The 22,288-nt window shown below is 71.6% G+C and carries 20 protein-coding genes and 1 tRNA gene; 8 read left to right on the forward strand and 13 right to left on the reverse strand.

The features are described 5' to 3' along the window. Window positions 1-42: 42 nt before the first annotated feature. Window positions 43-615, forward strand: a complete 573-nt coding sequence (locus ABGB14_RS29845; protein WP_347647151.1) for a superoxide dismutase family protein — start codon at window positions 43-45, stop codon at window positions 613-615. Between the two features lie 331 nt (window positions 616-946). Further along, window positions 947-1,606 carry a hypothetical protein gene (locus tag ABGB14_RS29850; protein ID WP_347647152.1) on the forward strand — a complete coding sequence of 220 codons (660 nt, stop codon included), beginning with the start codon at window positions 947-949 and terminating at the stop codon, window positions 1,604-1,606. 84 nt (window positions 1,607-1,690) lie between these two features. Here ABGB14_RS29850 and ABGB14_RS29855 read toward each other — a convergent pair whose 3' ends face one another. Next, on the reverse strand, window positions 1,691-3,064 hold the full coding sequence (locus ABGB14_RS29855) for a serine hydrolase (protein ID WP_347647153.1): 1,374 nt from the start codon (window positions 3,062-3,064) through the stop codon (window positions 1,691-1,693). Window positions 3,065-3,227: 163 nt separating this feature from the next. Between ABGB14_RS29855 and ABGB14_RS29860 the strand changes: the two genes are divergently transcribed. Then, on the forward strand, window positions 3,228-4,967 hold the full coding sequence (locus ABGB14_RS29860) for an ATP-binding protein (RefSeq protein WP_347647154.1): 1,740 nt from the start codon (window positions 3,228-3,230) through the stop codon (window positions 4,965-4,967). Continuing rightward, window positions 4,960-5,637, forward strand: a complete 678-nt coding sequence (locus ABGB14_RS29865) for a response regulator transcription factor (protein WP_347647155.1) — start codon at window positions 4,960-4,962, stop codon at window positions 5,635-5,637. The genes ABGB14_RS29860 and ABGB14_RS29865 overlap by 8 nt, the downstream gene beginning before the upstream one ends. A 14-nt stretch (window positions 5,638-5,651) precedes the next feature. Here ABGB14_RS29865 and ABGB14_RS29870 read toward each other — a convergent pair whose 3' ends face one another. The 4 genes from ABGB14_RS29870 to ABGB14_RS29885 form a co-directional block, all read right to left on the reverse strand. After that, window positions 5,652-6,302, reverse strand: coding sequence for a GPP34 family phosphoprotein (locus tag ABGB14_RS29870; RefSeq protein WP_347647156.1), 651 nt, complete (start codon window positions 6,300-6,302; stop codon window positions 5,652-5,654). Beyond that, window positions 6,271-6,534: a hypothetical protein gene (locus ABGB14_RS29875; RefSeq protein ID WP_347647157.1), complete on the reverse strand. Its 264-nt coding sequence runs from the start codon at window positions 6,532-6,534 to the stop codon at window positions 6,271-6,273. Before ABGB14_RS29875 ends, ABGB14_RS29870 begins: the two co-directional genes overlap by 32 nt. A 5-nt stretch (window positions 6,535-6,539) precedes the next feature. After that, entirely contained in the window at window positions 6,540-7,490 is a 951-nt protein-coding gene (locus ABGB14_RS29880; protein WP_347647158.1) for an SPFH domain-containing protein, read from the reverse strand. Window positions 7,491-7,625: 135 nt separating this feature from the next. Further along, window positions 7,626-8,471 (reverse strand): fused MFS/spermidine synthase, encoded by an 846-nt coding sequence (locus ABGB14_RS29885; protein WP_347647159.1) that lies wholly within the window; start codon window positions 8,469-8,471, stop codon window positions 7,626-7,628. A 24-nt stretch (window positions 8,472-8,495) separates the two neighbouring features. Here ABGB14_RS29885 and ABGB14_RS29890 point away from each other — a divergent pair, with 24 nt between their 5' ends. From ABGB14_RS29890 to lat, 4 genes are all read left to right on the forward strand, one after another. Beyond that, window positions 8,496-10,031 carry a penicillin-binding transpeptidase domain-containing protein gene (locus ABGB14_RS29890; RefSeq protein WP_347647160.1) on the forward strand — a complete coding sequence of 512 codons (1,536 nt, stop codon included), beginning with the start codon at window positions 8,496-8,498 and terminating at the stop codon, window positions 10,029-10,031. 67 nt (window positions 10,032-10,098) lie between these two features. Further along, window positions 10,099-10,746 (forward strand): hemolysin III family protein, encoded by a 648-nt coding sequence (locus ABGB14_RS29895; protein ID WP_347647161.1) that lies wholly within the window; start codon window positions 10,099-10,101, stop codon window positions 10,744-10,746. Between the two features lie 97 nt (window positions 10,747-10,843). After that, entirely contained in the window at window positions 10,844-11,386 is a 543-nt protein-coding gene (locus ABGB14_RS29900; protein WP_347647162.1) for an HdeD family acid-resistance protein, read from the forward strand. A 58-nt stretch (window positions 11,387-11,444) separates the two neighbouring features. Next, window positions 11,445-12,713 carry an L-lysine 6-transaminase gene (lat, locus tag ABGB14_RS29905; protein ID WP_347647163.1) on the forward strand — a complete coding sequence of 423 codons (1,269 nt, stop codon included), beginning with the start codon at window positions 11,445-11,447 and terminating at the stop codon, window positions 12,711-12,713. A gap of 6 nt (window positions 12,714-12,719) precedes the next feature. Here lat and ABGB14_RS29910 read toward each other — a convergent pair whose 3' ends face one another. The 8 genes from ABGB14_RS29910 to ABGB14_RS29945 form a co-directional block, all read right to left on the reverse strand. After that, window positions 12,720-13,940 carry an NAD(P)/FAD-dependent oxidoreductase gene (locus tag ABGB14_RS29910; RefSeq protein ID WP_347647164.1) on the reverse strand — a complete coding sequence of 407 codons (1,221 nt, stop codon included), beginning with the start codon at window positions 13,938-13,940 and terminating at the stop codon, window positions 12,720-12,722. Window positions 13,941-14,207: 267 nt separating this feature from the next. Further along, the gene (locus ABGB14_RS29915) at window positions 14,208-14,432 is read right to left on the reverse strand and encodes a helix-turn-helix transcriptional regulator (RefSeq protein ID WP_132601090.1); all 225 of its coding nucleotides are present in this window, start codon (window positions 14,430-14,432) and stop codon (window positions 14,208-14,210) included. A gap of 157 nt (window positions 14,433-14,589) precedes the next feature. After that, a tRNA-His gene (locus ABGB14_RS29920) sits at window positions 14,590-14,662 on the reverse strand. Window positions 14,663-14,729: 67 nt separating this feature from the next. Continuing rightward, window positions 14,730-15,323, reverse strand: a complete 594-nt coding sequence (gene orn, locus ABGB14_RS29925) for an oligoribonuclease (protein ID WP_347618763.1) — start codon at window positions 15,321-15,323, stop codon at window positions 14,730-14,732. 69 nt (window positions 15,324-15,392) lie between these two features. Beyond that, window positions 15,393-16,526: a DUF2510 domain-containing protein gene (locus tag ABGB14_RS29930; RefSeq protein WP_347647165.1), complete on the reverse strand. Its 1,134-nt coding sequence runs from the start codon at window positions 16,524-16,526 to the stop codon at window positions 15,393-15,395. Window positions 16,527-16,638: 112 nt separating this feature from the next. After that, complete coding sequence (locus ABGB14_RS29935; protein WP_347647166.1) at window positions 16,639-17,997, reverse strand: hypothetical protein; 1,359 nt, start codon at window positions 17,995-17,997, stop codon at window positions 16,639-16,641. A gap of 26 nt (window positions 17,998-18,023) precedes the next feature. Beyond that, window positions 18,024-19,730: a protein kinase gene (locus ABGB14_RS29940; RefSeq protein WP_347647167.1), complete on the reverse strand. Its 1,707-nt coding sequence runs from the start codon at window positions 19,728-19,730 to the stop codon at window positions 18,024-18,026. A gap of 106 nt (window positions 19,731-19,836) precedes the next feature. Then, window positions 19,837-22,248, reverse strand: a complete 2,412-nt coding sequence (locus ABGB14_RS29945) for a protein kinase (protein WP_347647168.1) — start codon at window positions 22,246-22,248, stop codon at window positions 19,837-19,839. Window positions 22,249-22,288: the final 40 nt, after the last annotated feature.

Consider the following 22,288-nt stretch of genomic DNA (forward strand, 5'->3'; position numbering starts at 1 on the left):
TCGGAGCCCTCATGCCGGAGGGGCTCGAACCATGGGGGTCTCATGCGCGTGTCCAAACTTCCGCTCGTCCTGCTCGCCGTCGCCTGCGCCGGAGCCTGCGCGGGTCCGCCCGCCCCGGTCCAGAACGCGGCCGGTCCCGAGGCCGCCAAGAGCCCGGAGAGCGCGATCACGTTGTCCGGTTCCGGCGAGTTCACCGACGACGACACCTCGGCCATCGCCTACGACCGCAAGCTCGCCCCGAAGGGCGCCCAGGCGAGCGTCACCGTCGAGTCGTCAGGAGACGAGACCACGACCTCGCTCGTCGCGGAGGGCCTGCTGCCCGACCGGCGCTACGGCGTCCACCTGCACACCAAGCCGTGCGGGAAGAAGCCCGACGACTCCGGTCCGCACTTCCAGCACAACCCGGGCAAGATCAATCCGGAGAGCGAGGTCTGGCTCGACATCCGCACCGACGACGAGGGGGCCGGTCGCTCGACGGCCCGCAACGACTGGGCGCTCGACCCCGACAAGCTGCCGAGCTCGCTGGTCATCCACTCCAAGCCCACCACGCCCAAGGGGTCCGAGGCCGGCATGGCGGGTGACCGCGTCGCCTGCCTGACGCTCGCCAAGGTGTGACACGTCCCGATTTCTCTCTCGGCCCGCCTCCCGAACGCTCAGGAGGCGGGCCGACGCCGTGTGCCGGCCGCTTTCCCGTAGGGTGACGAGTCCTTGGCGGAGTTGTGCGCGTCGTAGCGTTACACGCTCGGCACGGTCGATTACGTTCGGTGATGGAACCGGCGAGTCGTACCCTCTCACCCGCCCGCCGGCACACACCGCATGCCCATGCCGTGCTCCTGCGGCGACCCGACCTGGGCCCGACGGTGGGCGTGAAGAGCGCGTCAGGCCCCCTGGTTCCTGTCCGAGCCGGTCACAGCCACCAGGCTTTTCGCAAAACACAGGAGTCCACATGCGATTCACGTCCAAAGTCTGCACGGTCGTCGCCCTGGCGGGGGCGGCTCTCGGGCCCGTCGCCACTCCCGCCGTCGCGGCCCCCGTCACCTGCTCGGATGCCGCGTTGAAGCGCGCGATCGAGAGGGCCAACACCGTCGGCGGGACTCTGGACCTCCAGGCCGGCTGCGTCTATCGCTTGGCAAACGCCGACAACGGCGCCAACGGGCTGCCAGTGATCAGGGCGGATGTCACGGTCAACGGCAACGGCGCGACCATCGAAAGGGCGGCGTACGCCTCGGCCTTCCGCTTCTTCCAGGTGAAGCGCGGAGGCAAGCTCACCCTCAACCGGGTCACTCTCCGTAACGGCCGGGTCAACGGCGCGAACGGCGGCGCGATCCTCGTCGACACCGGGGGTGCCCTGACGTTGCAGGACAGCGTCATCACCGGCAGTTCCGCCGCCAAGGGAGGCGCCGTCTACACCCAGGGCACCATCTCGGTCAGGAACTCCCAGATCGTCGGCAACACCGCGACCGAGGTCGGCAACAGCATCGGAACGGGCTCCAGCGCCGCGGTCATCGTGTCCAACTCCACCGTGGCCGACCAGGCGGGTCCCTCCGTCAACCTCGGCAACACCGTCGAAATGGGAGACCTCTTCGACGGGGACGGCTTCCTGTAAGCCGCGCCGCCTGCGCGAAGTCGCCGGACCGGGGCCTCACACGCATGGCGCGTGAGGCCCCGGTCCGGTTCCGCAGCCGCGTGCTCAGGAGCCGTCGGCCAGGGGGAAGGCGCCGCGGGCCAGGGCGGTCAGCTCGGCGCCCAGCTTCCCGTCGTCGAACGCCGCCTTCGGGTTGACCGCCATCGAGGTCACGACGTACGTCTTCCCGGCGGAGGTGCGAGCCAGGAAGCTCTGGTCGTGCACGCCCGGCTCCGAGCCGCCCTTGTACCACACCGTCGGCCACTGCTTCGGGTCGAGCCCGAGCGCCGAGGCGGGGACCGACATGGCCTTGTCGACCTGCTTGTCGTCCATCTTGATCAGCTGGGCCTGGGCACGGCAGATGTCGGAGGGCGAGGCGAAGTACTCGATCGTGTCCAGCTCACGCGGCTTGGTCCAGGCCTTGACGCGGGTCAGCGGGACCTCGGCGACGACCTTCTCCAGGTAGTCCCGCTTCTTCGCGGTGCTCAGCGACAGGTACCTCTTGGCGTGGCGGGGATAGTCGGCGCCCTTGAGCACGAACAGTTCCCGCGTTTTGAGCAGCGGGAAGTTGCGCTTGTCGGTGGCGCCCCAGGCGCGCATGGTGCGCTCGACCGCCTTGCGGCCCACCTTGTGGATCAGCAGGTCGGTGGCCGTGTTGTCGCTGATGGAGATCATCAGCTTGGCGGCCTCCATCACGGTGACCTTGCTGCCGTCGGGCCGGTCCTGGAGCTCGCCGCTGGGCAGGCTCTTCAGCTCGGGGGTGATGGTGAGCTCGGTGTCCCAGCTGAACGCGCCGGCCTTGATGCGCTGGGCCACGGTGCCGAGCACGTACAGCTTGAAGATCGAGCCCAGCGGGCGCTTCCTGTCGCGGGCGATGGCGTGCACGGGGCGGCAGTTCCCGTTCTTGGCCCCGTTCCCGGCCACCTCGGCCGCGAGGAAACCGGCCTGCGGCGCCGCCTTCTTCAGCCGCTCGTCCAGTTCCGCCCAGCTCTTGGGGGCGGGCGCACGGAACAGCAGGCCGTTGATCAGCCCGGCGGTGTCCACCGACAGCGAGATCTCGTGTCGCCACTCGCCCTCGGTCGCCAGGGCGATCAGCGCGTCCTCCCTCGACGTCGTGACCTTCTCCAGCCGCATGCCCTTGAAACTCGTCAGGACCTGGTTGATGACCTTGGCCGGGGTTCCCTTGAGGAAGTCGGCGGCGAAGTGCTTGCCGATCTCCGCCTCCGGGACCGGCGGGGAGGCCAACGCGTCGAGCAGCCAGGCCAGCTGCTTGCCTGCGGGCGTGTCAGGGATTCCGGGCGCGGCGACGGCGGTCGCCGGCACGGTGGCTGCCGGGACGCTCGCGGCCCCAGCGGGAATGGGCTGGTTCACGCAGGCCGTCATGGAGACCGCGACCGCGGCAGTCGCCAGAACCCGGGTGGGCTTCGACGGGATGTTCATGAGGGGGCTCCTTCGACCTCGACTTCGGCGTATCACCAGCGAACCGGAGCGCGGGGTTGCGGGCCACCAGGTGGACCGCCGTTCTCGCAGGTGAGGCTGTCCGTAGGAAATATGCGGATAACCTCATAGACGCCCTCCCGATCCCCCATGACGATGGAGGCTTATGACATCCAGGCTGGTGGCCGGGCTGCTCGCGGTGGCCTCGGCCATGGGGATCGTGGCGGGCATGTCGCTGGTGGGAGGCTGGCCGTCCTCACTGGTGGCGCTGGTGTCCATCATGATCGTCCTGATGCTGCCCGCCGTGGGCTGGTTGCTGGCGTTCAGACGTCCGGAGATCCGCTACGGCTGGGTCCTGCTCGCGGCCGGCCTGTCGCTGGGGATCGGCACGCTCGGCGTGGGGCTGACCGCTTCCGGCGCCCCCGCGGGACTGTTCAACCACGTGTCCACCGTCGCGTACGCGCTGTTCTACGGGCTGACCTGGATCTTCGTCCCGCTGCTGTTCCCCGACGGCCGGCTGCCCTCGAGGCGCTGGCGGGCCGTCCCGTGGATCTCGGGCCTCGCGATCGCCGTGCACGGCATCGGCACGGCGATGGCCGGGCTGGATCCCGGCAGCCCGGCGATGACGTCCTTGCCGGCTGACCGCCTGGTCGCGGCCTCGGTGGGCGGCTTCGGGCAGTTCGTCACGTGGGTCATCGCGGGGGTCGTGTTCTGCGGCCTGGTGCTCCGCTGGCGGCGCAGCGAGCCGCCCGAGCGCGGGCAGTACGCGTGCATGGTCGCGGGCGTCGCCGCGACCGCTGCGGGCGGCGTGCTGACGTCGCTCTTCCTTCTCGGGCTGAGCACGCCGACCCTCACGGCGATCGCGGGCCTTGCGCTGGTCGGATCCCTTCCCGCCGCCCTCGGGGTGGCGATCGTGCGGCACCGGTTGCTCGACATCCGGTTCGGCATCAGGGGGTCGCGCCTGCACCTGGTGTTCGACGTGCGGCCGACGGTCGGTGAGATGCTGTCGGACCTGGGCACCGCGCTGGAGGACACGCCGGAGCCGGTGGAGCAGCTCGGCCGGCTGGCCGCCGCGGTGCGCGCCGGGCTGGAGCTCGAATGGGCGGCCGTGACGCTCGCCGACGGGACCCGCGTGGTGGCGGGCCGGGCGGAGGGCCCGGCCGCCCTGACGATGCCGGTACGCGGCGGTCTCGGGCACATCGAATGCGGCCCCAGGGACGCCGGACCGCTGACCGCCCAGGACCGGCGGCTCCTGGAGGCGCTGGCCGTGCCCGCGGGCCTGGCGATCCAGAGCGCCGGGCTGGTCACCCGGCTGGTCAACGCGCAGGAGGCCGAACGCCGCCGCATCGAACGCAACATCCACGACGGCGTCCAGCAGCAGCTCGTCGCCCTCATCGCCGGCATCGAGCTGGCCCGCGCCACGGGAGCGGGCGCCGACATGCTCGCCCACCTGCGCGAGCAGGCCCGCCAGACGCTCGCCGACCTGCGCGAGCTGGCAGCCGGCATCCACCCGTCGTCCCTCAGCCAGGGCGGCCTGGTGGAGGCCGTCGAGGAGCGCTGCTCGCGCCTGCCCGTGCGCACGACGGTGACCTCGTCCCCGGACCTGCGGTCGAGGCGCTTCACCGACGAGATAGAAGGTGCGATGTACTTCACGGTGAGCGAGGCCGTGGCCAACGCGCTCAAGCACGCGAAGGCCGCGACCATAGACGTACGCCTGTCGCGGGCGGGCGGCCGCCTGACCGCCGCCGTCACTGACGACGGGAAGGGCTTCGACGCCGCGCTCACGCGGCGCAGGGGACTGGCGACGTTGTCGGACCGGCTGGACGCCCTCGGCGGCGGCCTCGCCGTCGGCAGCGAGCCGGGGAAGGGGACACGGGTGAACGCGTGGGTGCCGGTCGATGAGTGAGCCGATCCGCACGGTCGTGGCCGACGACCACTATCTGGTGCGCGAGGGCACCCGCCGGCTGCTCGAGATGTCGGGCGAGGTGGCGGTCGTGGGCGCGGTGGGCAACGCCGACGAACTCCTCGACGCCGTACGCCGGCTCAGCCCCGACGTCGTGATCACCGACATCCGCATGCCGGGAGGGGAGTGGCGGCCGGGCTTCGAGGGCATCGACGCCGCCCACCGCATCCGCTCCGCCCACCCGGGCGTCGGGGTGGTGGTGTTGTCGCAGTTCGCGGACGCGCTGTTCGCGTTCGAGCTGTTCAAGCACGGCACCGAGGGCTACGCCTACCTGCTGAAGGACCGGGTGGGGGATCTGGACGAGCTGCTCGGCGCGATCAACGCGGTGGCCTCGGGCGGCTCGGTCATCGACCCGAAGGTGGTGGAGGGCCTGCTGGCCAGGCGTGACGTGCGCGGCCAGCGGGAGGAGCTGACCGGCCGCGAGCGCGACGTGCTGCGGGAAATGGCGCACGGCCGCTCGAACTCGGCCATCGCCCGGGCCCTGCACCTGTCGATCTCGTCGGTGGAGAAGAACGTCAACGCCATCTTCACCAAACTCGGCCTGGAGAACAGCGGGGACGTGCACCGCAGGGTGGCCGCCGTCCTCGCCTACCTGGGACCCGACCCGTCGTAGCGTGCTGCCCCCGCTCAGCCCTCGCTGCTGGCGTGAGCGGCCTGCACGGCCTTGCGCAGCGCGGTGGCCACCGGTTCGACCGGCTCCGACAGTTGCTCGATCCGTCTCCTGCCGTGGTGGCGTTGCTCCCGCGCCGGCGGCATGATCTTCAGCCTGGCCGCCGCCGCGAGGGCCGCCAGGATCCGGACGTCCTGGTCGAGGCGGCTCACGGGCCGGCCGCCGAGCGCGGCCCTGCTGACGCGCTCGGCGAGCTTGCGCGACAGGTACGGCCTTCGCGGCGTGATCCGCTCGACGGGGAACAGCAGCACCCGCCGCCGCTCCACCCGGATGAGCCGGGCGGCCTCCAGCTCGTCGCGGACGAGGCGGAACGCGTCCGCGCGGTCCTTGCGGATCCACTGCCGCCACGACTTGGGTGGGGAGTTGGAGATCTGCTCCCACACGGCCGCCTGGAGCGGGCCGGGGTCGACGGGGGCGATGACCGCCCGCGCCATGCCCGCGTCGTCCGTCAGGTTGCCGGCCACCAGCAGCTCGGCCAGCGCCGCCGCGCGCAGCAGGTAGCCCAGCTCGCCGCGGTTGGCCAGTCGTTCCTTGCGCAGGTCGAAGGCGAGCAGGAACGCCGACCTCGGCAGGGACTCATCCCGCTTCACCTGTATCTCCGTCTTCATCCGGCGGCTCCTTGTCCTCCTGGGTTTCCTCCTGGCTTTCCTGGTTCTTCCGGGGGCGTCCGCGGGGCCGCATCCGACCCACGCCGTCGGGCAGGCGCCCGGCCTCCGACAAGGCCCTGCGCAGCAGGAACTCGATCTGCGAGTTGGTGCTGCGCAGGTCGTCGGAAGCCCACCTGGCCAGCGCGTCGTGGACCACCGGGTCGAGCCGCAGGAGGATCTTCTTCCGTTCCACGACGTTTACTGGTAGAGCGTTCCGGTGTTCACGATCGGCTGGGTGTCACGATCGCCGACCAGTACCACGAGCAGGTTGCTCACCATGGCGGCCTTGCGCTCCTCGTCCAGCTCGACCACCTCGTGCTCGGCGAGCTTGGCCAGCGCCGTCTCGACCATGCCGACCGCTCCTTCGACGATCCGCTGGCGGGCCGCCACCACCGCGCCGGCCTGCTGGCGGCGCAACATCGCGTGGGCGATCTCCGGCGCGTAGGCCAGGTGGATGATGCGGGACTCGATGACCTTCACCCCGGCCGCGGCCACCCTGATCGAGATCTCCGCGGACAGCTTCTCGTTGATCTCGTCGGCGTTGTCGCGCAGGGACAACCGCGGCTCGCCGTGCGAGTCGTACGGGTAGCTGCCCGCGATGTGGCGCACCGCCGTCTCCGCCTGGATGGCGACGAACTCCACGAAGTCGTCCACCTCGAAGACCGCCTGCGCCGTGTCCTCCACCTGCCAGACCACGACGGTCGCGATCTGGATGGGGCTGCCGTCCGCGTCGTTGACCTTCGTCACGTCCGTCTCATGGTTGCGGATCCTGGTGGACACCCGCCGCCGCAGGGTGATCGGGTTGACCCACTGCAGGCCGGGCGTGCGCAGGGTGCCGACGTAGCGGCCGAGCAGCTGCACGACCCTGGCCTCACCCGGGGCCACCGCGGTGAGCCCGAAGGACAGCACGATGCCGATGAGGATCGCCAGCACGGACGCCACGAGCAGCCACACGCCGCCCTGCCCTGCCCCCGAGGCGAGCATGGCGATGGCCACGACGAGCAGGGCCACCCCCGCGAGCGTGACCAGCGTGGACACGCCGGCCATCACGAACCCGTTGGCCGCCCGGACCGGGCGCTCGCTCGTGCGCGGCGCCGGCATGTCGATGACGGCCCCTTCGACTGCGACCCCGCCTGTTGTGCCGCTCATGGCCGGTCTCCTTCTCTGCTGATTTCACGTTGCTATCTAAGTGATATCACTTTTTGAGCAAGAGGGCGAGAGGGATTTCCGGGCACAGGTCGGCCCCGCCCGGAGCGGGGCGCGTGCGGGCGGGGTGGTTCGGGATCAGCCGAAGACGGCGGGTGGGGGGACGGGCGCCAGGACGGGGTCGCCGTCGTTGATGGGGGCGGCCCCGGCGACGAAGTTGGTCAGCGCCTCGCCGTGCACGCAGCGCGCCTGCGTCAGGCCCCCGGCCGCCCTGCGGCTCAGCAGGTCGAGCGGGAGCGCGGTGCGGGACGCGGCCACGATGAGGTTGCCGAAGCGGCGGCCGCGCATGATCCCCGGCTCGGCCATCAGGGCCACGTGGCCGAAGGTGGCCGTCACGGTGGCCAGCAGGCGCCGGGCGAACGCCAGGCCCTTGCCGTCGGCCAGGTTGATCAGCAGGGTGCCCGACGGGCGGAGGACGCGCGCGATGTCGCCCATGTACTCGGTCGTGGCCAGCTCCACCGGCATCGTCGCGCCGGAGAAGGCGTCGAGCACCACCAGGTCGGCCGAGGCGTCCCAGATCTTGGCGGTGCCCGCGCGGCCTCCGTCGACGATGACCTTCAGTTTCGGGACGGACCGGAGGTTCAGCTGCTCGCGTACGAGGTTGACCAGCAGGCCGTCGGGCTCGATGACGATGTGGCGGGAGCCGGGGCGGGTGGCGGCGACGTAACGGGGGATCGTGCAGGCGCCGCCGCCCACGTGGAGGCAGCTCAGCGGCCCTTCCGCCAGGAGGTCGATCACGTCCGCCATGAGCCGGACATACTCGAATTCCAGAAATGTCGGGTCTTGTAGGTCTACGTACGACTGAGGTACGCCATCCTTGGACAGCACCCAGCCGTCCTGCCTGTCCAGATCCCGGAGAAGTTCGATCTCGCCGAACGTCACCGGATAAAGGCCGGGCATCGGTTCCCGCTGTCCACGTGCCACGCTGATCCCTCCTGGGAGAACCGTATGCGACGAAGAAGACTGATGGTGCTCGTTGTCGCTCTTGTCGCGGTGCTCGGTGCGGGTGCGTTCGCCGTGATGGCGTCGAGCCGGGTCCGGGGGAGCGCGTCCGAGACCGCCGCGGCGTATTTCACGGCGTGGCGCGAGGGCGACGTCCTGGGCATGGTCCGCCTGGTGCACCGGCCGCCCCCCGACTTCTCCCAGCGGCACTACGCGCTGACGGAGGAGTTGCACGTCGAGTCCATCCAGCTCACTCCCGGCCAGGTGAAAAGCGCGGGCGACGAGAGTGCCGAGGTGTCGTTCTCGGGGGTGCGCCGGCTCGCCGAGCTCGGGGCGTGGCCGTTCACCGGCGTGTTACGGCTCGGCGTGCGCGAGCGGGCCTGGAAGGTGTTGTGGGCGCCCGAGACGCTGCACCCCCTGCTCAAGGACGGCGGCACGCTGGAGCTGGGCGAGGTCGAGGCGCCGGCGGCCGAACTGGTCACCAGAGAGGGCCACAAGATCCCCAACGACAGCTACGCGGAGGCGTACCTCGATCCGCTCAAACCCGAGTTCGAGACCGCCCATCACGGCTGGGAGCTGGTGTCCAGGGTCCCGGGCCGGCCCGCCAGGCGGGTGCTGGCCCGCGCGCCCGAGGCGAACGTCGAGCGCACCACCCTGTCGCGCCCGGTCCAGGCGGCGGCCGCCAGGGCTCTGGACGGGGTGGACGACTCGGCGGTCATCGTCATCCGGCCGAGCACCGGCGAGATCCTGGCGCTGGCCGACCGCCTCAGGAACAACTACAGCGCCGTACGGGACGTCTTCCCGCCCGGCTCCGTCTTCAAGACGATCACCGCCGCCGCGCTGCTGAAGTCGGGGCTCGACCCGTCGGCCCAGGTCGAGTGTCCCGGCACGTACACCATCCCGTTCCACCGCGCCTTCCAGAACGACGGCCAGGTGGACCGCGGCGTCGTCAGCTTCGCCGACGCGTTCGCCCACTCGTGCAACACGACCTTCGTCCAGCAGGCCACCACCAGGATCGACGCCGGCGCGCTGCGCGAGACCGCGGACCTGTGGGGGTTCGGCCGGCCCATCGCGACCGGCATCGGCGGGACCTGCGGCGCCATGCCCGACACCGACGATCTCGACATGTTCGCCGCGGACGCGATCGGCCAGGGTGAGGTGGTCGCCACCCCGCTGTGCATGGCCACGCTGGCCGCCGCCGTGCAGAGCGGCGTCTGGCGCTCGCCCCGGCTGCTGTCGAAGGAGCTGGTACGCCGCATCGACGGTCCGCCGCACGACGACGTGCCCATGGACCAGGCGGTCGTGAGCGCGCTGCGCGACATGATGGCCGCCGTGGTCGATCACGGCACGGCCAGTGAGGCCGGGCTGCCCGAGGGCGTGGCGGGCAAGACGGGCACGGCCGAGGCCGTGGACGGCGAGGGGCCACACGGATGGTTCATCGGTTACCGCGATGACCTGGCCTTCTGCGTGTTCGTCCGGCATGGGGGATCGGGGCGCCGGGCGGCCGTCCCCATAGCGGCCCGGTTCCTCAACGGGCTGTGACCTCTGTTGCCTCTGAGCTGAGGGGCCGGCCGCGTGAGGGAACAAACCTACGGTACCGTAGGTTCCCATGACGACCCTCACCGTCAAGCCACGGCTGCGGGGCTGGTTGCACACCGGAGCATTGCCCGTCACGCTGGTCGCGGGGTTCGTGCTCGTGGCGCTCGGCCCGACCCTGCAGGCCCGCCTGGCCTCCGCCGTCTACGCGATCACCTCGGCCCTGCTGTTCGGCATCTCGGCCACCTACCACCGCAGCACGCTGGGTCCCCGCCTGGCGGAGTTCCTGCGCAGGTTCGACCACGCCAACATCTATCTGATCATCGCCGGCACCTACACGCCCTTCGCCCTGCTGGCGCTCGACGGGGTGGCCAGGGTCGCGGTGCTCTCCGTCATCTGGGGCGGAGCGCTGGCCGGCGTGCTGTTCCGGGTGTTCTGGATGAGCGCCCCGCGCTGGCTCTACACGGTCCTCTACCTGGCGCTGGGCTGGACCGCGATCTTCGTGATGCCGCAGTTGCTGCAGGGCGCGGGCGTGGCCGCCGTCGTGCTGGTGGCCGTCGGCGGCGTGTTCTACTCGGCCGGAGCGATCGTATACGGCCTGCGCCGTCCCGACCCGGCGCCCCGCTGGTTCGGCTTCCACGAGGTCTTCCACGCCTGCACCGTCGCCGCCTACCTGGTGCAGTACATCGCGGTCTCGATCGTGGTCTACTCGCACGGGTGAGCGCGGCGGCGACCCGTGGCCGGCGACGACGGCCGGGTCACTGACATTTGACCCGGTGCTGGTCTGTTCTCGGGTGTTTCTCGGAAAACAGACCAGTATGGGTGATATCGCAAGTTCGTGGTGGATGTTGCTGATCCGTGGCCTCGCGGCCATCGTCTTCGGCTTCCTGGCGCTCATCTGGCCGGGCATGACGTTGCTCGTGCTGGTGATCTTCTTCGCCGCGTACGTCCTGGTGAACGGGGTGTTCGCGCTGCTGTCCGCCTTCCGTCACGGCGCCGGGTCGCGGATCTGGCTGCTCATCTCCGGAATCGTCGGCATCGTGGCCGGCGTGGTGGCGTTCGCCTGGCCGGGGATCACCTCCATCGCCCTGCTCTACGTCGTGGCCTTCTGGGCCATCGTCGCCGGCGTCGCCGAGGCCATCGCCGGGATCCAGCTGCGCAAGGACATCGAGAACGAGTGGATGCTCATCGTCGGCGGCATCCTGTCGGTGATCTTCGGCGTCCTGCTGCTCATCTGGCCTGGGCCGGGCCTGCTCAGCCTCGTCTGGCTCCTCGGCATCTTCGCCATCCTGTATGGCATCGCCGAGGTCGCTCTGGCGCTTCGCGTGAAGAACTTCACTTCCAGTCCACGTGTGCCGTAAATTTTATGTGTGAGAAGGCGTTCCTCGAAAGGAACGTACGACCCTACGTGGAGGCGCCATGGACGTGCACACCCGCCTTGCCCACCACCTGCTCGTCGACGGCTACCGCCTGGTGCTCGACCTGGAGCTCAGCCGCGGCTCCTGGCTCGTCGACGCCCGCGACGGCCGCCGCTACCTCGACTTCTACACCTTCTTCGCCTCCGCCCCCCTCGGCGTGAACCCGCCCTTCGACGCCGACTTCACCCAGCTCCTCGGCCAGGTCGCCCGCAACAAGCCGGCCAACCCCGACATCTACACCGAGCACCTCGCCGACTTCGTCGACACCTTCGTCCGCGTGCTCGGCGACCCCGCGCTCCCGCACCTGTTCTTCGTCGAAGGCGGCGCCCTCGCCGTCGAGAACGCGCTCAAGACGGCCTTCGACTGGAAGAGCCGCCGCAACGAGGCCGAGGGCCGCTCACGCGACCTCGGCACCAAGGTTCTGCACCTGACCAAGGCCTTCCACGGCCGCAGCGGCTACACCCTCAGCCTGACCAACACCGAGCCGGGCAAGACCGACCGGTTCCCCATGTTCGACTGGCCGCGCATCGACGTGCCCGCCATCCACTTCGGCGACGTCGAGGCGGCCGAGCAGCGCGCCCTCACCCAGGCCAGGGAGGCGTTCGAACGCCACCCCCACGACATCGCCTGCTTCATCGCCGAGCCCGTCCAGGGCGAAGGCGGCGACAACCACATGCGACCGGAGTTCCTCCAGGCCATGCAGCGCCTGTGCCACGAGTACGACGCCCTGTTCGTCCTCGACGAGGTGCAGACCGGCGGCGGGACGACCGGGACGCCGTGGGCCTACCAGCAGCTCGGGCTGGAGCCCGACGTGGTGGCGTTCGCCAAGAAGGTGCAGGTCGGCGGGATCATGGCCGGTCGCAGGGTGGACCTGGTGCCGGACAACGTGTTCCAGGTGAGCGGCCGCATCAACTCCACCTGGGGCGGCGGCCTGGTGGACATGGTGCGCAGCAGGGGCATCTTCGAGATCATCGAGCGCGACGGCCTCATCCAGCGCGCCGCGACCCTCGGCACCGTGCTGCTCGAACGCCTCACCAAGCTGGAGGCCGAGCGCCCCGAATCGGTGGCGAACGTCCGCGGCCGGGGCCTCATGTGCGCGTTCGACCTGCCCGACAGGGCCGCCCGCGACGCCCTGGTGGCCAGGCTCAGGGAGGACCAGGGGGTGCTGGTGCTGCCGTGCGGCCCCCGGTCCGTACGCCTGCGGCCGGCGCTGAACATCCTGGAGAGCGACATCGACCACGGCATGGCGGCCCTGTCCGAGGCGCTCTGAGCGGCGTCACTGCGTGACGCTGGTGGCGGTGCGGCGCGGTCCGAAGTAGCGCCAGAAGAAGTTGATCAGCACATTGACCCGGTTGCGCCCGCCCAGCAGGTACGCCACGTGCACGAAGATCCACACCAGCCAGGCGGGCAACCCGCGCATGGTCATCCCGTTGGCGAGCTGCAACACCGCCTCGGCCTTGCCGACGGTGGCCATGATGCCCGGGTCGCGGTAGGAGAAGCGCCGCAGCGGCCCGCCGTGCGCGGCGGCCAGGATCTGCCGGCCCACGTGCTTGCCCATCTGGATCGCGGGCTGGGCGAGCTGGGGCAGCGGGTCCGGCTGTCCCGACAGGTCGCCGGCCACGAAGATCTCGGGATGGTCGCGTACGTTCAGCGCCTCCGTCAGCGTCACCCGGCCTCCCTTGCCCTGCGGCAGGCCCCAGTCGGACACCTGCTTGGGCGCGGCGACGCCGAGCGCCCACACGGTCACGTCGCTCGGCAGCCGCGTGCCGTCGCACAGCACCACGGCGTCCGGTTCCACGGACGCCACCGTCGCCCCCAGGCGCAGCTGCACCCCTCTCCTGCGCAGCGCCTCGGCCGCCGCGTCGCGTAGCCGCGGCTTGTACGGCGACAACACGAAGTCGAACCGTTCGACGAGCGTCACGCTGGTCTGGTCGGGGCGGAGCTCGGGATGCGTCAGCGGCGTCGTGTGCCGGCGCAGCTCGGCCAGCGTGCCCGCCATCTCGACGCCGGTCGCGCCCGCACCCACCACCACGACGTGCGTGCTCTCGCGCCGGCCCGCCGCGGTGTCCTCCAGGTAGTGCTGGAGCCGCCGGCGCAGCGCCGCCGCGTCACCGAGGGAGTAGATCGGCAACGCGTTCTCCGGCGCGCCCGGCACGTTCAGCCAGTTGGTGGTGACGCCCGTGGCCAGCACGAGGTAGTCGTAGTCGAGCCCGCTGCCGTCCTCGAACTCCACCCGCCGCTCCGCGGGCAGCACCTTGCTCACCGCCGCCCGGCGGGCCCGCACGTTCGGCCACCTGGCCGCGAACGTCCTGATCGGATAGGACACGTCGGCCGTTCCCATCCCCGCCGTGGCCACCTGGTAGAGCAGCGGCTGGAAGGTCGAGTAGGGGTTGCGGTCGACGAGCGTCACCAGCGCGCCGCCCTTGGCCAGTTCCCGGGTCGCGTTCAGACCGGCGAAGCCGGCTCCTACGACGATGACTCGTGGTCTCCTCGTCATGACAGTCCTCTCCCCGCGAAACGGCGTCATGCATCCCTATGGCACCGACAGCGGCTTTTAAACCACCACGGGGAGAAGAGCGCTCCTCCTGCGCGGCCGCCGGGACGTGGCCTCAAGGGGCGGATCGGCCAAGGGCGGGTGCGACGAACCCGGCCGGGGAGCATGGGCGCGCCGCAGCCGTGCGGCGCGGCCGGTCAGGAGGTCAGGGGCGCAGGGGCACGGCCCACCGGCGAAGCCGTTCCGGTGGGCGTTCCCGGGCGCGGACGGCTACTTCTGGCGTGACTGCCACAACCCGATGGCGGTGACGCGTGAGCTGACGCCGAGCTTCGCGTAGATACGGTTGACGTGGTTTTTCACCGTCTTCTCGCTGAGGAACAGGCGCTGCGCGATCTGACCGTTGGACTGGCCAGTGGCGATCAGGTCCATGACCTCGGCTTCGCGTTTGCTCAAGGACGTGAACACGCTATCGAACGCTGCGTCGTCGACTCTCATCCGGCCTCCGGGGGCGCGCAGACGGTCAGATCGCCGATGGCCCCCGTGCTCCGGCGTTAGCGGTAGACAGCGAGCATAACTCGCATTGTCAGGATTTGGGGGCGTTGTTGGAAGAAAACGACGACGGCCGGTCCCGAAGGACCGGCCGTTCGTTCAGGGTGAGTGAAGGGACTTGAACCCTCGACATCCAGGACCACAACCTGGCGCTCTACCAGCTGAGCTACACCCACCATGGCCGCCGCTGCGCGGTGGCACAAGAAAAGTGTAGCGGTGTTCGGGAGTCTTTACGCCACTGGTTTAGTCTCCGACACGCTCGGCAAGCGATCTCGCGGTGGCAGAATCGGGCCCCGGCTGGGCCACGAAGATCGCCGCGCGGTAGTAGCGAAGCTCCCTGATGCTCTCCTTGATATCCGCCAGAGCACGGTGTCCGCCCTGCTTTTCCGGGGCGGCGAAGTAGACCCGGGGATACCACCGGCGGACCAGTTCCTTGATCGACGAAACGTCCACCATCCGGTAGTGCAAATAGGCATCGACCCCGGGCATGTCGCGGGCGATGAACGTGCGGTCCGTGCCGATGGAGTTGCCGCACAGCGGCGCCTTCTTCGGCTCGGGCACGTGGCGGCGGATGTAGTCGAGCACGAGGGACTCGGCCTCCGCCAGCGTCACGCCGCCCGGCAGCTCGGGAAGCAGCCCGGAGGCGGTGTGCATCTCGCGCACGACCTCCGACATCTGCTCCAGCGATTCGGGCGGCGGCTTGATGACCACGTCGACGCCTTCGTCCAGCTGCCGGAGCTCGCTGTCGGTGATGACGCACGCCACCTCGACGAGCGCGTCGCGCCCGAGGTCGAGCCCGGTCATCTCGCAGTCGATCCAGACCAGCAAGTCACTCATTCGCTCTCCTCGCACAGCGGCTCGGAGCAATCCGCCCGCTTGTTACCCCCACCAGCCTAGTGCCACCGGTCATGCGGGCTTGAGCGAGTCGATGACGTCACCCACCACATCGGTGCCCAGATTGTCGGGGACGGAGACGTAGACGATGGCCGGCCGCCGGCCGTCGCCGCGGTCCATGAGCACGATAGCGCCGTTCTCCTTCTTCCACTTGTAGTCGTTCTCCTCCGACACCTTGCTGAAGTCGAGCTCGAACTGCAGGATCCAGGCGTCACTGTCGCCGATCTTCATCGCCTTGTCCTCGACGATCTTGCTCTCGTGCGCGAGCCGGTAGTACCTGCCGAAGTTCATGAAGACGGCCTTGGCCGTGTCACCCAGACGGGAGGCGCCGGTGTAGGGGTAGATCGGGTTGAGCACGCCCGCGTAGACGTTGCCGATCCAGTCGCCGTCGCCTTCGTAGTTCTCGTGCGAGACCTTCTGCACCCCGCTCGACCACTTCTGCTGGGCGGGGTCGGGGCCGTTGATGGCGCTGGACTCGGGCACCGTCCAGTCGTCGGGCGCCTCGAAGGAGACCCCGGCCTGCGGGTCGGTGACGCGGCCGCTCACCGGTTGCGGGAGCTCGACGGCGCCTTGGCTGGGCGGCGGCTGGTTCGACGGGGGATCGTTGGTGGGCGGGTCCGGCTGGAACGTGTCGGTGGGCGACGGGCCGGCCATGGGTTCGGTGCCGCCGCGGTTGACGAGGACGACGCCTCCGACCACGATCAGCGCGACCACCACGAGTGCCGCCAGCCCGCCGAACACCCACGGCATCGGATTGCCCTGCCTGGGCGGCGGGCCGTGGCCGGGCCCCGGCAGCGGAACGCCGCCCCACTGCTGCGCGGGCGGCGCGGGCTGGCCGTAGGCCGACTGCCCGTACGTCGGCCCGCCGTACTGCAGCGTGGGGTTGGCCGGCGTCGCCGACCAGCCAGGGTCCGGCTGCGGTCCGGAACCGGGTGACCTGGGCCCCGGACCCTGCGACGGGGGCTCGAAACCGGGCGGCTGGAGATCGGGGCCGTGCGCCTGGGGCCCGGTGACCGGCTGCTGGGGGGCGCCGGCGGCCGGCTCCTGCGCGTGGGTGGCGTCGGTCCACTGGCTGCCGTCCCACCAGCGCAGCCGGGGCTCTCCATAGGGGTCCGGGTACCACCCCGCGGGGGTCTGCGTGGTCATGTTCGCCAGATTAGTCCTCTCTCACGCGAAACTCGGACTTCCCGGTACGGCGGCCGGCCCGTGACCCCTTCGAGCCGGGAGTGAGAGCTCTCCTGGCAGCCGGCCCCGGCGCTCAGCACTTGTAGGTGAAGGTCGCCTCGCCCGATCGCACGGGGCCCGGCGTGAGGACACGCAGCGTCGCCGTGGCCTTGACGGTGCTCTTCCCCTGCAGCTTCCAGCGCAGCGGCAGCGCGTACGACGTCTCGCCGGCCCTGGCGCGCAGCGTCCCCTTGACGACCTCCTCGTCCAGGCTCTTGCGCCATTCGAAGGCGATCTCGCCGGGCGCTCCGTTGGTGACCACCGTGCCGGTGACCAGGACGGAGCTGTCGCAACCCTGGGTCTTCTCCGGCGCCGTCACCTCGACCGACGTGATCGCCAGGCCGGGCGTTCCGCCCAGCCTGTACCAGGCCAGGATCGCCCCCGCCATGACGGCGGCGAACACCGCGGTGGACAGGATCGTACGCCGGCGCCGGGCTCGCGAGGCCCTGCCCGCCTGCTTCGGGCGCGCGGCGGGTTCGCCGCGCCCGTCCCGCCAGATCCGCTCGGCCGTGGTCTGCGGGCGCTGCGGCTCCGTGCCCACCCCCGGCCCGAACCGCACGGGCCCAGGGGAACGGCCGGGCACGTGCAGCAGCGTGACGACGTCGCCCTCGTCCCGCGGCACGACCGGCGCCCGCGCGTGCGCGGGCGGCTGCGCGAACGCCGACCTGCCGCGGGCCGCCCGGGCCAGCGCGTCCCTGCTGACCGTGCCGCCGGGCAGCGCCGAACGTCCGGTGACCAGCGTGTCCCTGGCGGCGGCCAGGCCGAGGGTGGTGGCCGAGGTGGCGGCGCGGGTGAACAGCCCGGCGGCCTCCGGCGTGCTCTGCTCGCAGGAGGCGGCCAGCCCGCGCGCCAGGGACGCCCAGCCGGTCGCGTCCCGCGCGGGTGGGGAGGCCTGGCCGCGGACGGCGTCGGACAGGCCGCGTTCCGACAGCAGCGCGGCGCCCTCCGCCGTGATCACCACCGTGCGCGGATGCACGGAGCCGTGCGTGACCCCGGACGCGTGCAGCGCGAGCAGGGTCTGGGCGGTCTCCACCAGTACGGCCGCCGCGCCGTCGGCGGGGATCGGCCCCGAGGCGAGCAGGTCGGCCACGGTGGGGCCGGCCGCCTGCGCGGTGAGCAGCCACACCTGCTCGCCGGTGGCCACGACGTCGGCCACCGGGATCAGCCCGGTCAGGCCGGCGAGCACGAGCCGCTGGTCGGTCATCACCGACTGGACGACCCGGTCGCGGACACCGGGCAGTACGATGATCTTGGGATCGAACAGCAGCGCCCCGGCCCTGCGGCCGTCGGGGGAGATGGCGTCGATCCAGTTGCCGAGCTCGGTCACCCAGGTGTGCTGGGTGAGCCGGAAGCCGGCGATTCCGTTACCGGGGCCGTTCGCAGGGTCGTCCATCGCCGCTACCCCCCGCCTGTGAGTGTCTAGCGCCTGCCTCCGTGGCGTCGCGGGGTGCGGCGCCGCACCGCAAGTGTGACCGGAAGCGTGCCCGTCGTCACGAGTCCGGTCGCGAACAGCAGGGCCTGCGCCTGACCCGAGGCGTCCTGCCGGGGCTGCTCCCCGGCGGTCGGCAGGTCACCGGCGGGCCGGTCGTCTCCCGGCTCGCTGCGCGGCGGTGTCCCGGGCCCCGGCGGCTGCTCGCCTTCCGGCCCGTCGGAGGCGGGCGGTTGCGTGGGCTCGGTCGGCCGGTTCGTCGGGATGGTGAAGGTGGGCGCGGACGTCGGGGTGGGGTCGGGCGACGTCGACGGCGGCCGGTCACCGTCGGGCACGTGGACGTCGCCGCTGAGCCGCGGCCGCTCGGGGGTCGGCGTCGGGGTCGGGGTCGCGGTCGGCTTCCTGTTCTGGCGGGGAGTCCTGACCCGGGTCGGCGTGGGCCGGGGCTTCGGGGTGCGCGTCCGCGTGGCCGGGCGGTTGCTGGGCGGGGCGGTTGGCGCCGTGCCGCTCACGGTGGGAGCCGGCGTGGACGGCGTGGCGTCCGGCGTACGGCTGGTCCCCTCCGGTGAGGGCGGCTCCTCATCCGTCATCGGGGGCTCCGGTGCCCCCGGCTCGGTCGTGGCCGGCGTGACCAGGGTGAGCTGCGCCTGCAACACGGGTTTGTCCTCGGCCGCGTTGACGAGGAGCACGATCGCGGCGACCAGCACGACGGCGGCGGTGGCGCCGATGGCGAGCTTGGCGGGAAGCGTGCGAAGGAGGCGCGACGGGTCGCGGAAGCGGGTCTCGACCACCGTCGTGCCCGTCTCGGCCGGCTCGTCGAGCCCGGTCGGGAAGAACAGCACCAGCATGCCGGCCAGGGCGGCCAGGCGGCGGCGTCCGCGCTCTTCCCAGTCGGGGCCGTACGCCCCGGCCGCGACGGTCTCCAGCTCGGCCAGGAACGCCTCGGCCGACGACGGGCGCGCGGCCGGATCCTTGGCGAGGCCGCGTTCGACCAGGCCGCGCAGGTGCTCGGGCACGTCGCCGACCGGCGGGGTGGCGCGCTGGTGCTGGTGGGCCAGCGCGGCCACGTTGGCCGCGCGGAAGGGGCGGGAGCCGGTCAGGCACTCGAAGAAGACGACGGTGGCGGCGTAGACGTCGGTGGCGGGCCCCGCCGGCGCGCCCGACCACTGCTCAGGAGCCATGTACGGGGGCGTGCCCGCGGGGCTCGCCCCCTGGCCCGTCCTGACCGCGATGCCGAAGTCCACCAGCTTGCTGGTGCCGTCGCTCTGGACCATGACGTTCTCGGGCTTGAAGTCGCGGTGCACGACGCCGATCGCGTGGGCCGAGGCCAGGCCCCTGAGCGAGCCCTTGAGCACGGTCAGCGCCGCCTCGGGGCCCGTGGGGCCCTCGGACCGGATGAGCTCGCGCAAGGAGACCCCGTTGACGAGCTCCATGATGATCGCCGCGCCCTGGCCGCTCTCGACGTAGTCGATGAGGCGGGCGTGATAGGCGCTCTGCAGCGTGGAGAGCAGCCGGGCCTCGTGCCGGAAGCGGGCGACGAAGCCGACGTCGGAGCGGAGCTCGTCGCTGAGATATTTGATGGCCACCTCGGCGCCGTCGTAGTCGCGCCGGGCCAGGACCACGCGACCGGCGGCGCCCGCCCCGAGCTCACGAACCGCGGCATAGCCAGGGACCCCCCACTGACCATCACCATGCATAGCGGTCTCCTCCGGAGTCGTACGGGCCCCCACCTCATCAAACGGTCCGTAGCTTAACCAGAGGGAACCACAATCCCGCTACTGATATCGCTAGATGTCAGCTTTGTCACCTGATGGTGCCGGGTGACTCCGCCCTCGGGCTCTGGCTCGGCTCGTCCTCCGGCTCCTCCTTGGGACATTCCGGCGTGCTACCGGAGGCGCCGGCGTCGCCGTTGCCCGCCGCGGGCACGGTGGCGGCCGTCACCGTCCACGTCGAGCCGCAGCGGAGCTTGGCGGGGAAGCGCAGCGTTCTCGTGTACGAGGTGCCGCCGGACAGGGTGACCGCCCGGGTGCCCAGGCGTTCGCCGCCGGCCGCGAACGAGACGGCCAGGCGTACCCGCTGGGTGTCCGACGTGACCACCGCGACCGTCGCGGCCAGCCCGTCGCCGGACGCCGCGGCCCGCTGGACCGACACCCGCCGCACGGCCGGAGGGCACGGGACCCGGGCCCGCGCGCCTGCCGTCCTGCCGCCCGCGCGCACGGTCACCGACAACGTCGCGCCGCACGGGCGTGACCGGAAGGTGTGGGCGAGCGAGCGGGCGTACGAGGTCCGGCCGGACAGGTTCGCGGAACGGGTGGCGACCTGGTCCCCGTTGACCGCGAACTCGGCCCGTACGGGGATCTCCGCCGTGCCGCTCGCGCTCACCCGCAGCCGGGCGGTCGCGGTGCGGCCCGGCGCGGCGGGCAGGCCGAGCGAGACGCGCAGGCCCGTCACCTCGGTCGGGCAGGGCGGCAGGGAGAACGTGCCCGACCCGGCGCCACCGGCCGCCGCGGGTGACGTGGTAACGGCCAGCCGGAGCGCGCCGCCGCACGGGCGCTCTCCCATGGCCCAGGTGAGCGTGCGGGTGTACGACGTGTCGCCGCTCAGGCGTACGCGCTGGACATGGCCGTCCGTGCCGGGGGCCCGCCAGGTCGCGACGGCGACGACGGGGGCGGTGCCGCTGGTGCGCAGCGTGACCGTGGCGCGGGCGACCCCTTTCTCATCCACCGCGAGAGCGCCCACGCCGACCCGCAGCACCGTGGTGGCCGGTGCGGACGTCGGCGTGGAGGTGCCGGTGGGCCCGCCCGGCGCGGACCCGGACGCGTCCGGGGTCCGTACCGGAGTGGTGGTCGCGCCGGGACTGCGCACCGGCGTCACGGGCGTCGCGGTCGCGCCGGGGGTTCGTGCCGGTGTGGTGGCGCGGGGTGTCCGCGCGGGGCCGGTGGTCGCGCGCGGCGGGGCGCCGCTCTCCTCGGGCGTGCTCGCGTCCCTCGTCGGCGTGCCCTCCGGCGGCGTGCCGGCCGTGCTCTCCGAGGGTGTCCCCGGGGTCGTCGCGGGCGTCGTCTCCGGCCCGCCGGAGACCGGTGCCGTCGAGAGCTCCGTCGGCGGCACCGCCGCAGCCGCGCCGATCTGCGCCGGTGGCGGCTGCCGGTTGACCAGCACGACCGCCACCGTCACGGCCGTCGCCGCCGCCACGCCGGCGGTCACCACCACGCGGGCCGCCTTCGAGCGCATCCCGCGGAGCACCCTTGCACGGGCCGCTCCCGGCTGCATCCTCACGCGGCTCGCTTTCGAGCCCGTTCCGCGGAACACCGTCCTGGCCAGCGACGTGCCGACCTCGGGGGCGGGCGTTTCCGGCCGGGGCAGCAGCAGGGCGAGCAGCGCGACGAGCGCCGCCAGCCGCCGCCTGCCGCGCTCCTCCCAGTCGTCCCCGTACGCCGCCCTCGCGGTGGCCTCCACCTCGGCCACGAACGCCGACGCGCTCGCCGGCCGCAGCGCCGGGTCCTTGGCCAGGCCACGGCTGATCAGCCCGCGCACCGGCTCGGTGACGTCGTGGGCGGGCACCGGGGCGTACAGGTGCTGGTAGCCCAGGACGCTCGGCTCGGTGGACCGGTACGGACGGTGCCCGGTCAGGCACTCGAAGAAGACGGCCGTGGCCGCGTACACGTCGGTGGCGGGGGAGGCGGGCCGCTCCTCCCACAACTCGGGCGCCATGTAGGGAGGTGTGCCCTCGGTGCGCGCGACCGTGCCCTGGCGTACCGCGATGCCGAAGTCGACGAGCTTGCTCACCCCGTCGTCGCGGACGATCACGTTCTCCGGCTTGTAGTCCCGGTGCACCAGGCCGAGGGCGTGCGCCTTGGCCAGGCCGAGCAGCGAGCCCTTCAGCACGACCAGCGCCGCCTCCGGCCCGGTCGTGCCGTTCTCGCGCAACAGCGCCCGCAGCGAGACGCCGTTGACCAGTTCCATGACGATGGCCGCGCCGTGAAGGTCCTGGATGTACTCCCACAGCGTGGCGATGTGCGGGTCGCGCAACGTGATCAGCAGCCGCGCCTCCGACTGGAACCTGGCCAGGGCGGCGGGATCGTGCAGCAGCCGCGTCGACAGGTATTTGACGGCGACCTCGACGCCCGTCTCGTCATGGACGGCCAGCGTCACCCGCCCGCCGGCACCCTGCCCGAGCTGCTTGATCTCCGTGTAACCGGGGGCGCTCCACTGCATATGCCTCTCCCATCAGGGCCGGCCCACCTGATGAGACGCG

It is taken from the genome of Nonomuraea sp. B10E15 (assembly GCF_039871615.1).
GTDB lineage: Bacteria > Actinomycetota > Actinomycetes > Streptosporangiales > Streptosporangiaceae > Nonomuraea.

Coding starts and splice junctions, on each gene's coding strand:
- ABGB14_RS29940 (WP_347647167.1), bottom strand. CDS start 19,730: ATGCATGGTGATGGTCAGTGGGGGGTCCCTGGCTATGCCGCGGTTCGT.
- ABGB14_RS29860 (WP_347647154.1), top strand. CDS start 3,228: ATGACATCCAGGCTGGTGGCCGGGCTGCTCGCGGTGGCCTCGGCCATG.
- ABGB14_RS29845 (WP_347647151.1), top strand. CDS start 43: ATGCGCGTGTCCAAACTTCCGCTCGTCCTGCTCGCCGTCGCCTGCGCC.
- ABGB14_RS29910 (WP_347647164.1), bottom strand. CDS start 13,940: ATGACGAGGAGACCACGAGTCATCGTCGTAGGAGCCGGCTTCGCCGGT.
- ABGB14_RS29865 (WP_347647155.1), top strand. CDS start 4,960: ATGAGTGAGCCGATCCGCACGGTCGTGGCCGACGACCACTATCTGGTG.
- ABGB14_RS29855 (WP_347647153.1), bottom strand. CDS start 3,064: ATGAACATCCCGTCGAAGCCCACCCGGGTTCTGGCGACTGCCGCGGTC.
- ABGB14_RS29895 (WP_347647161.1), top strand. CDS start 10,099: ATGACGACCCTCACCGTCAAGCCACGGCTGCGGGGCTGGTTGCACACC.
- ABGB14_RS29890 (WP_347647160.1), top strand. CDS start 8,496: ATGCGACGAAGAAGACTGATGGTGCTCGTTGTCGCTCTTGTCGCGGTG.
- ABGB14_RS29945 (WP_347647168.1), bottom strand. CDS start 22,248: ATGCAGTGGAGCGCCCCCGGTTACACGGAGATCAAGCAGCTCGGGCAG.
- orn (WP_347618763.1), bottom strand. CDS start 15,323: ATGAGTGACTTGCTGGTCTGGATCGACTGCGAGATGACCGGGCTCGAC.
- ABGB14_RS29900 (WP_347647162.1), top strand. CDS start 10,844: ATGGGTGATATCGCAAGTTCGTGGTGGATGTTGCTGATCCGTGGCCTC.
- ABGB14_RS29880 (WP_347647158.1), bottom strand. CDS start 7,490: ATGAGCGGCACAACAGGCGGGGTCGCAGTCGAAGGGGCCGTCATCGAC.
- ABGB14_RS29850 (WP_347647152.1), top strand. CDS start 947: ATGCGATTCACGTCCAAAGTCTGCACGGTCGTCGCCCTGGCGGGGGCG.
- ABGB14_RS29915 (WP_132601090.1), bottom strand. CDS start 14,432: ATGAGAGTCGACGACGCAGCGTTCGATAGCGTGTTCACGTCCTTGAGC.
- ABGB14_RS29935 (WP_347647166.1), bottom strand. CDS start 17,997: ATGGACGACCCTGCGAACGGCCCCGGTAACGGAATCGCCGGCTTCCGG.
- lat (WP_347647163.1), top strand. CDS start 11,445: ATGGACGTGCACACCCGCCTTGCCCACCACCTGCTCGTCGACGGCTAC.
- ABGB14_RS29870 (WP_347647156.1), bottom strand. CDS start 6,302: ATGAAGACGGAGATACAGGTGAAGCGGGATGAGTCCCTGCCGAGGTCG.
- ABGB14_RS29930 (WP_347647165.1), bottom strand. CDS start 16,526: ATGACCACGCAGACCCCCGCGGGGTGGTACCCGGACCCCTATGGAGAG.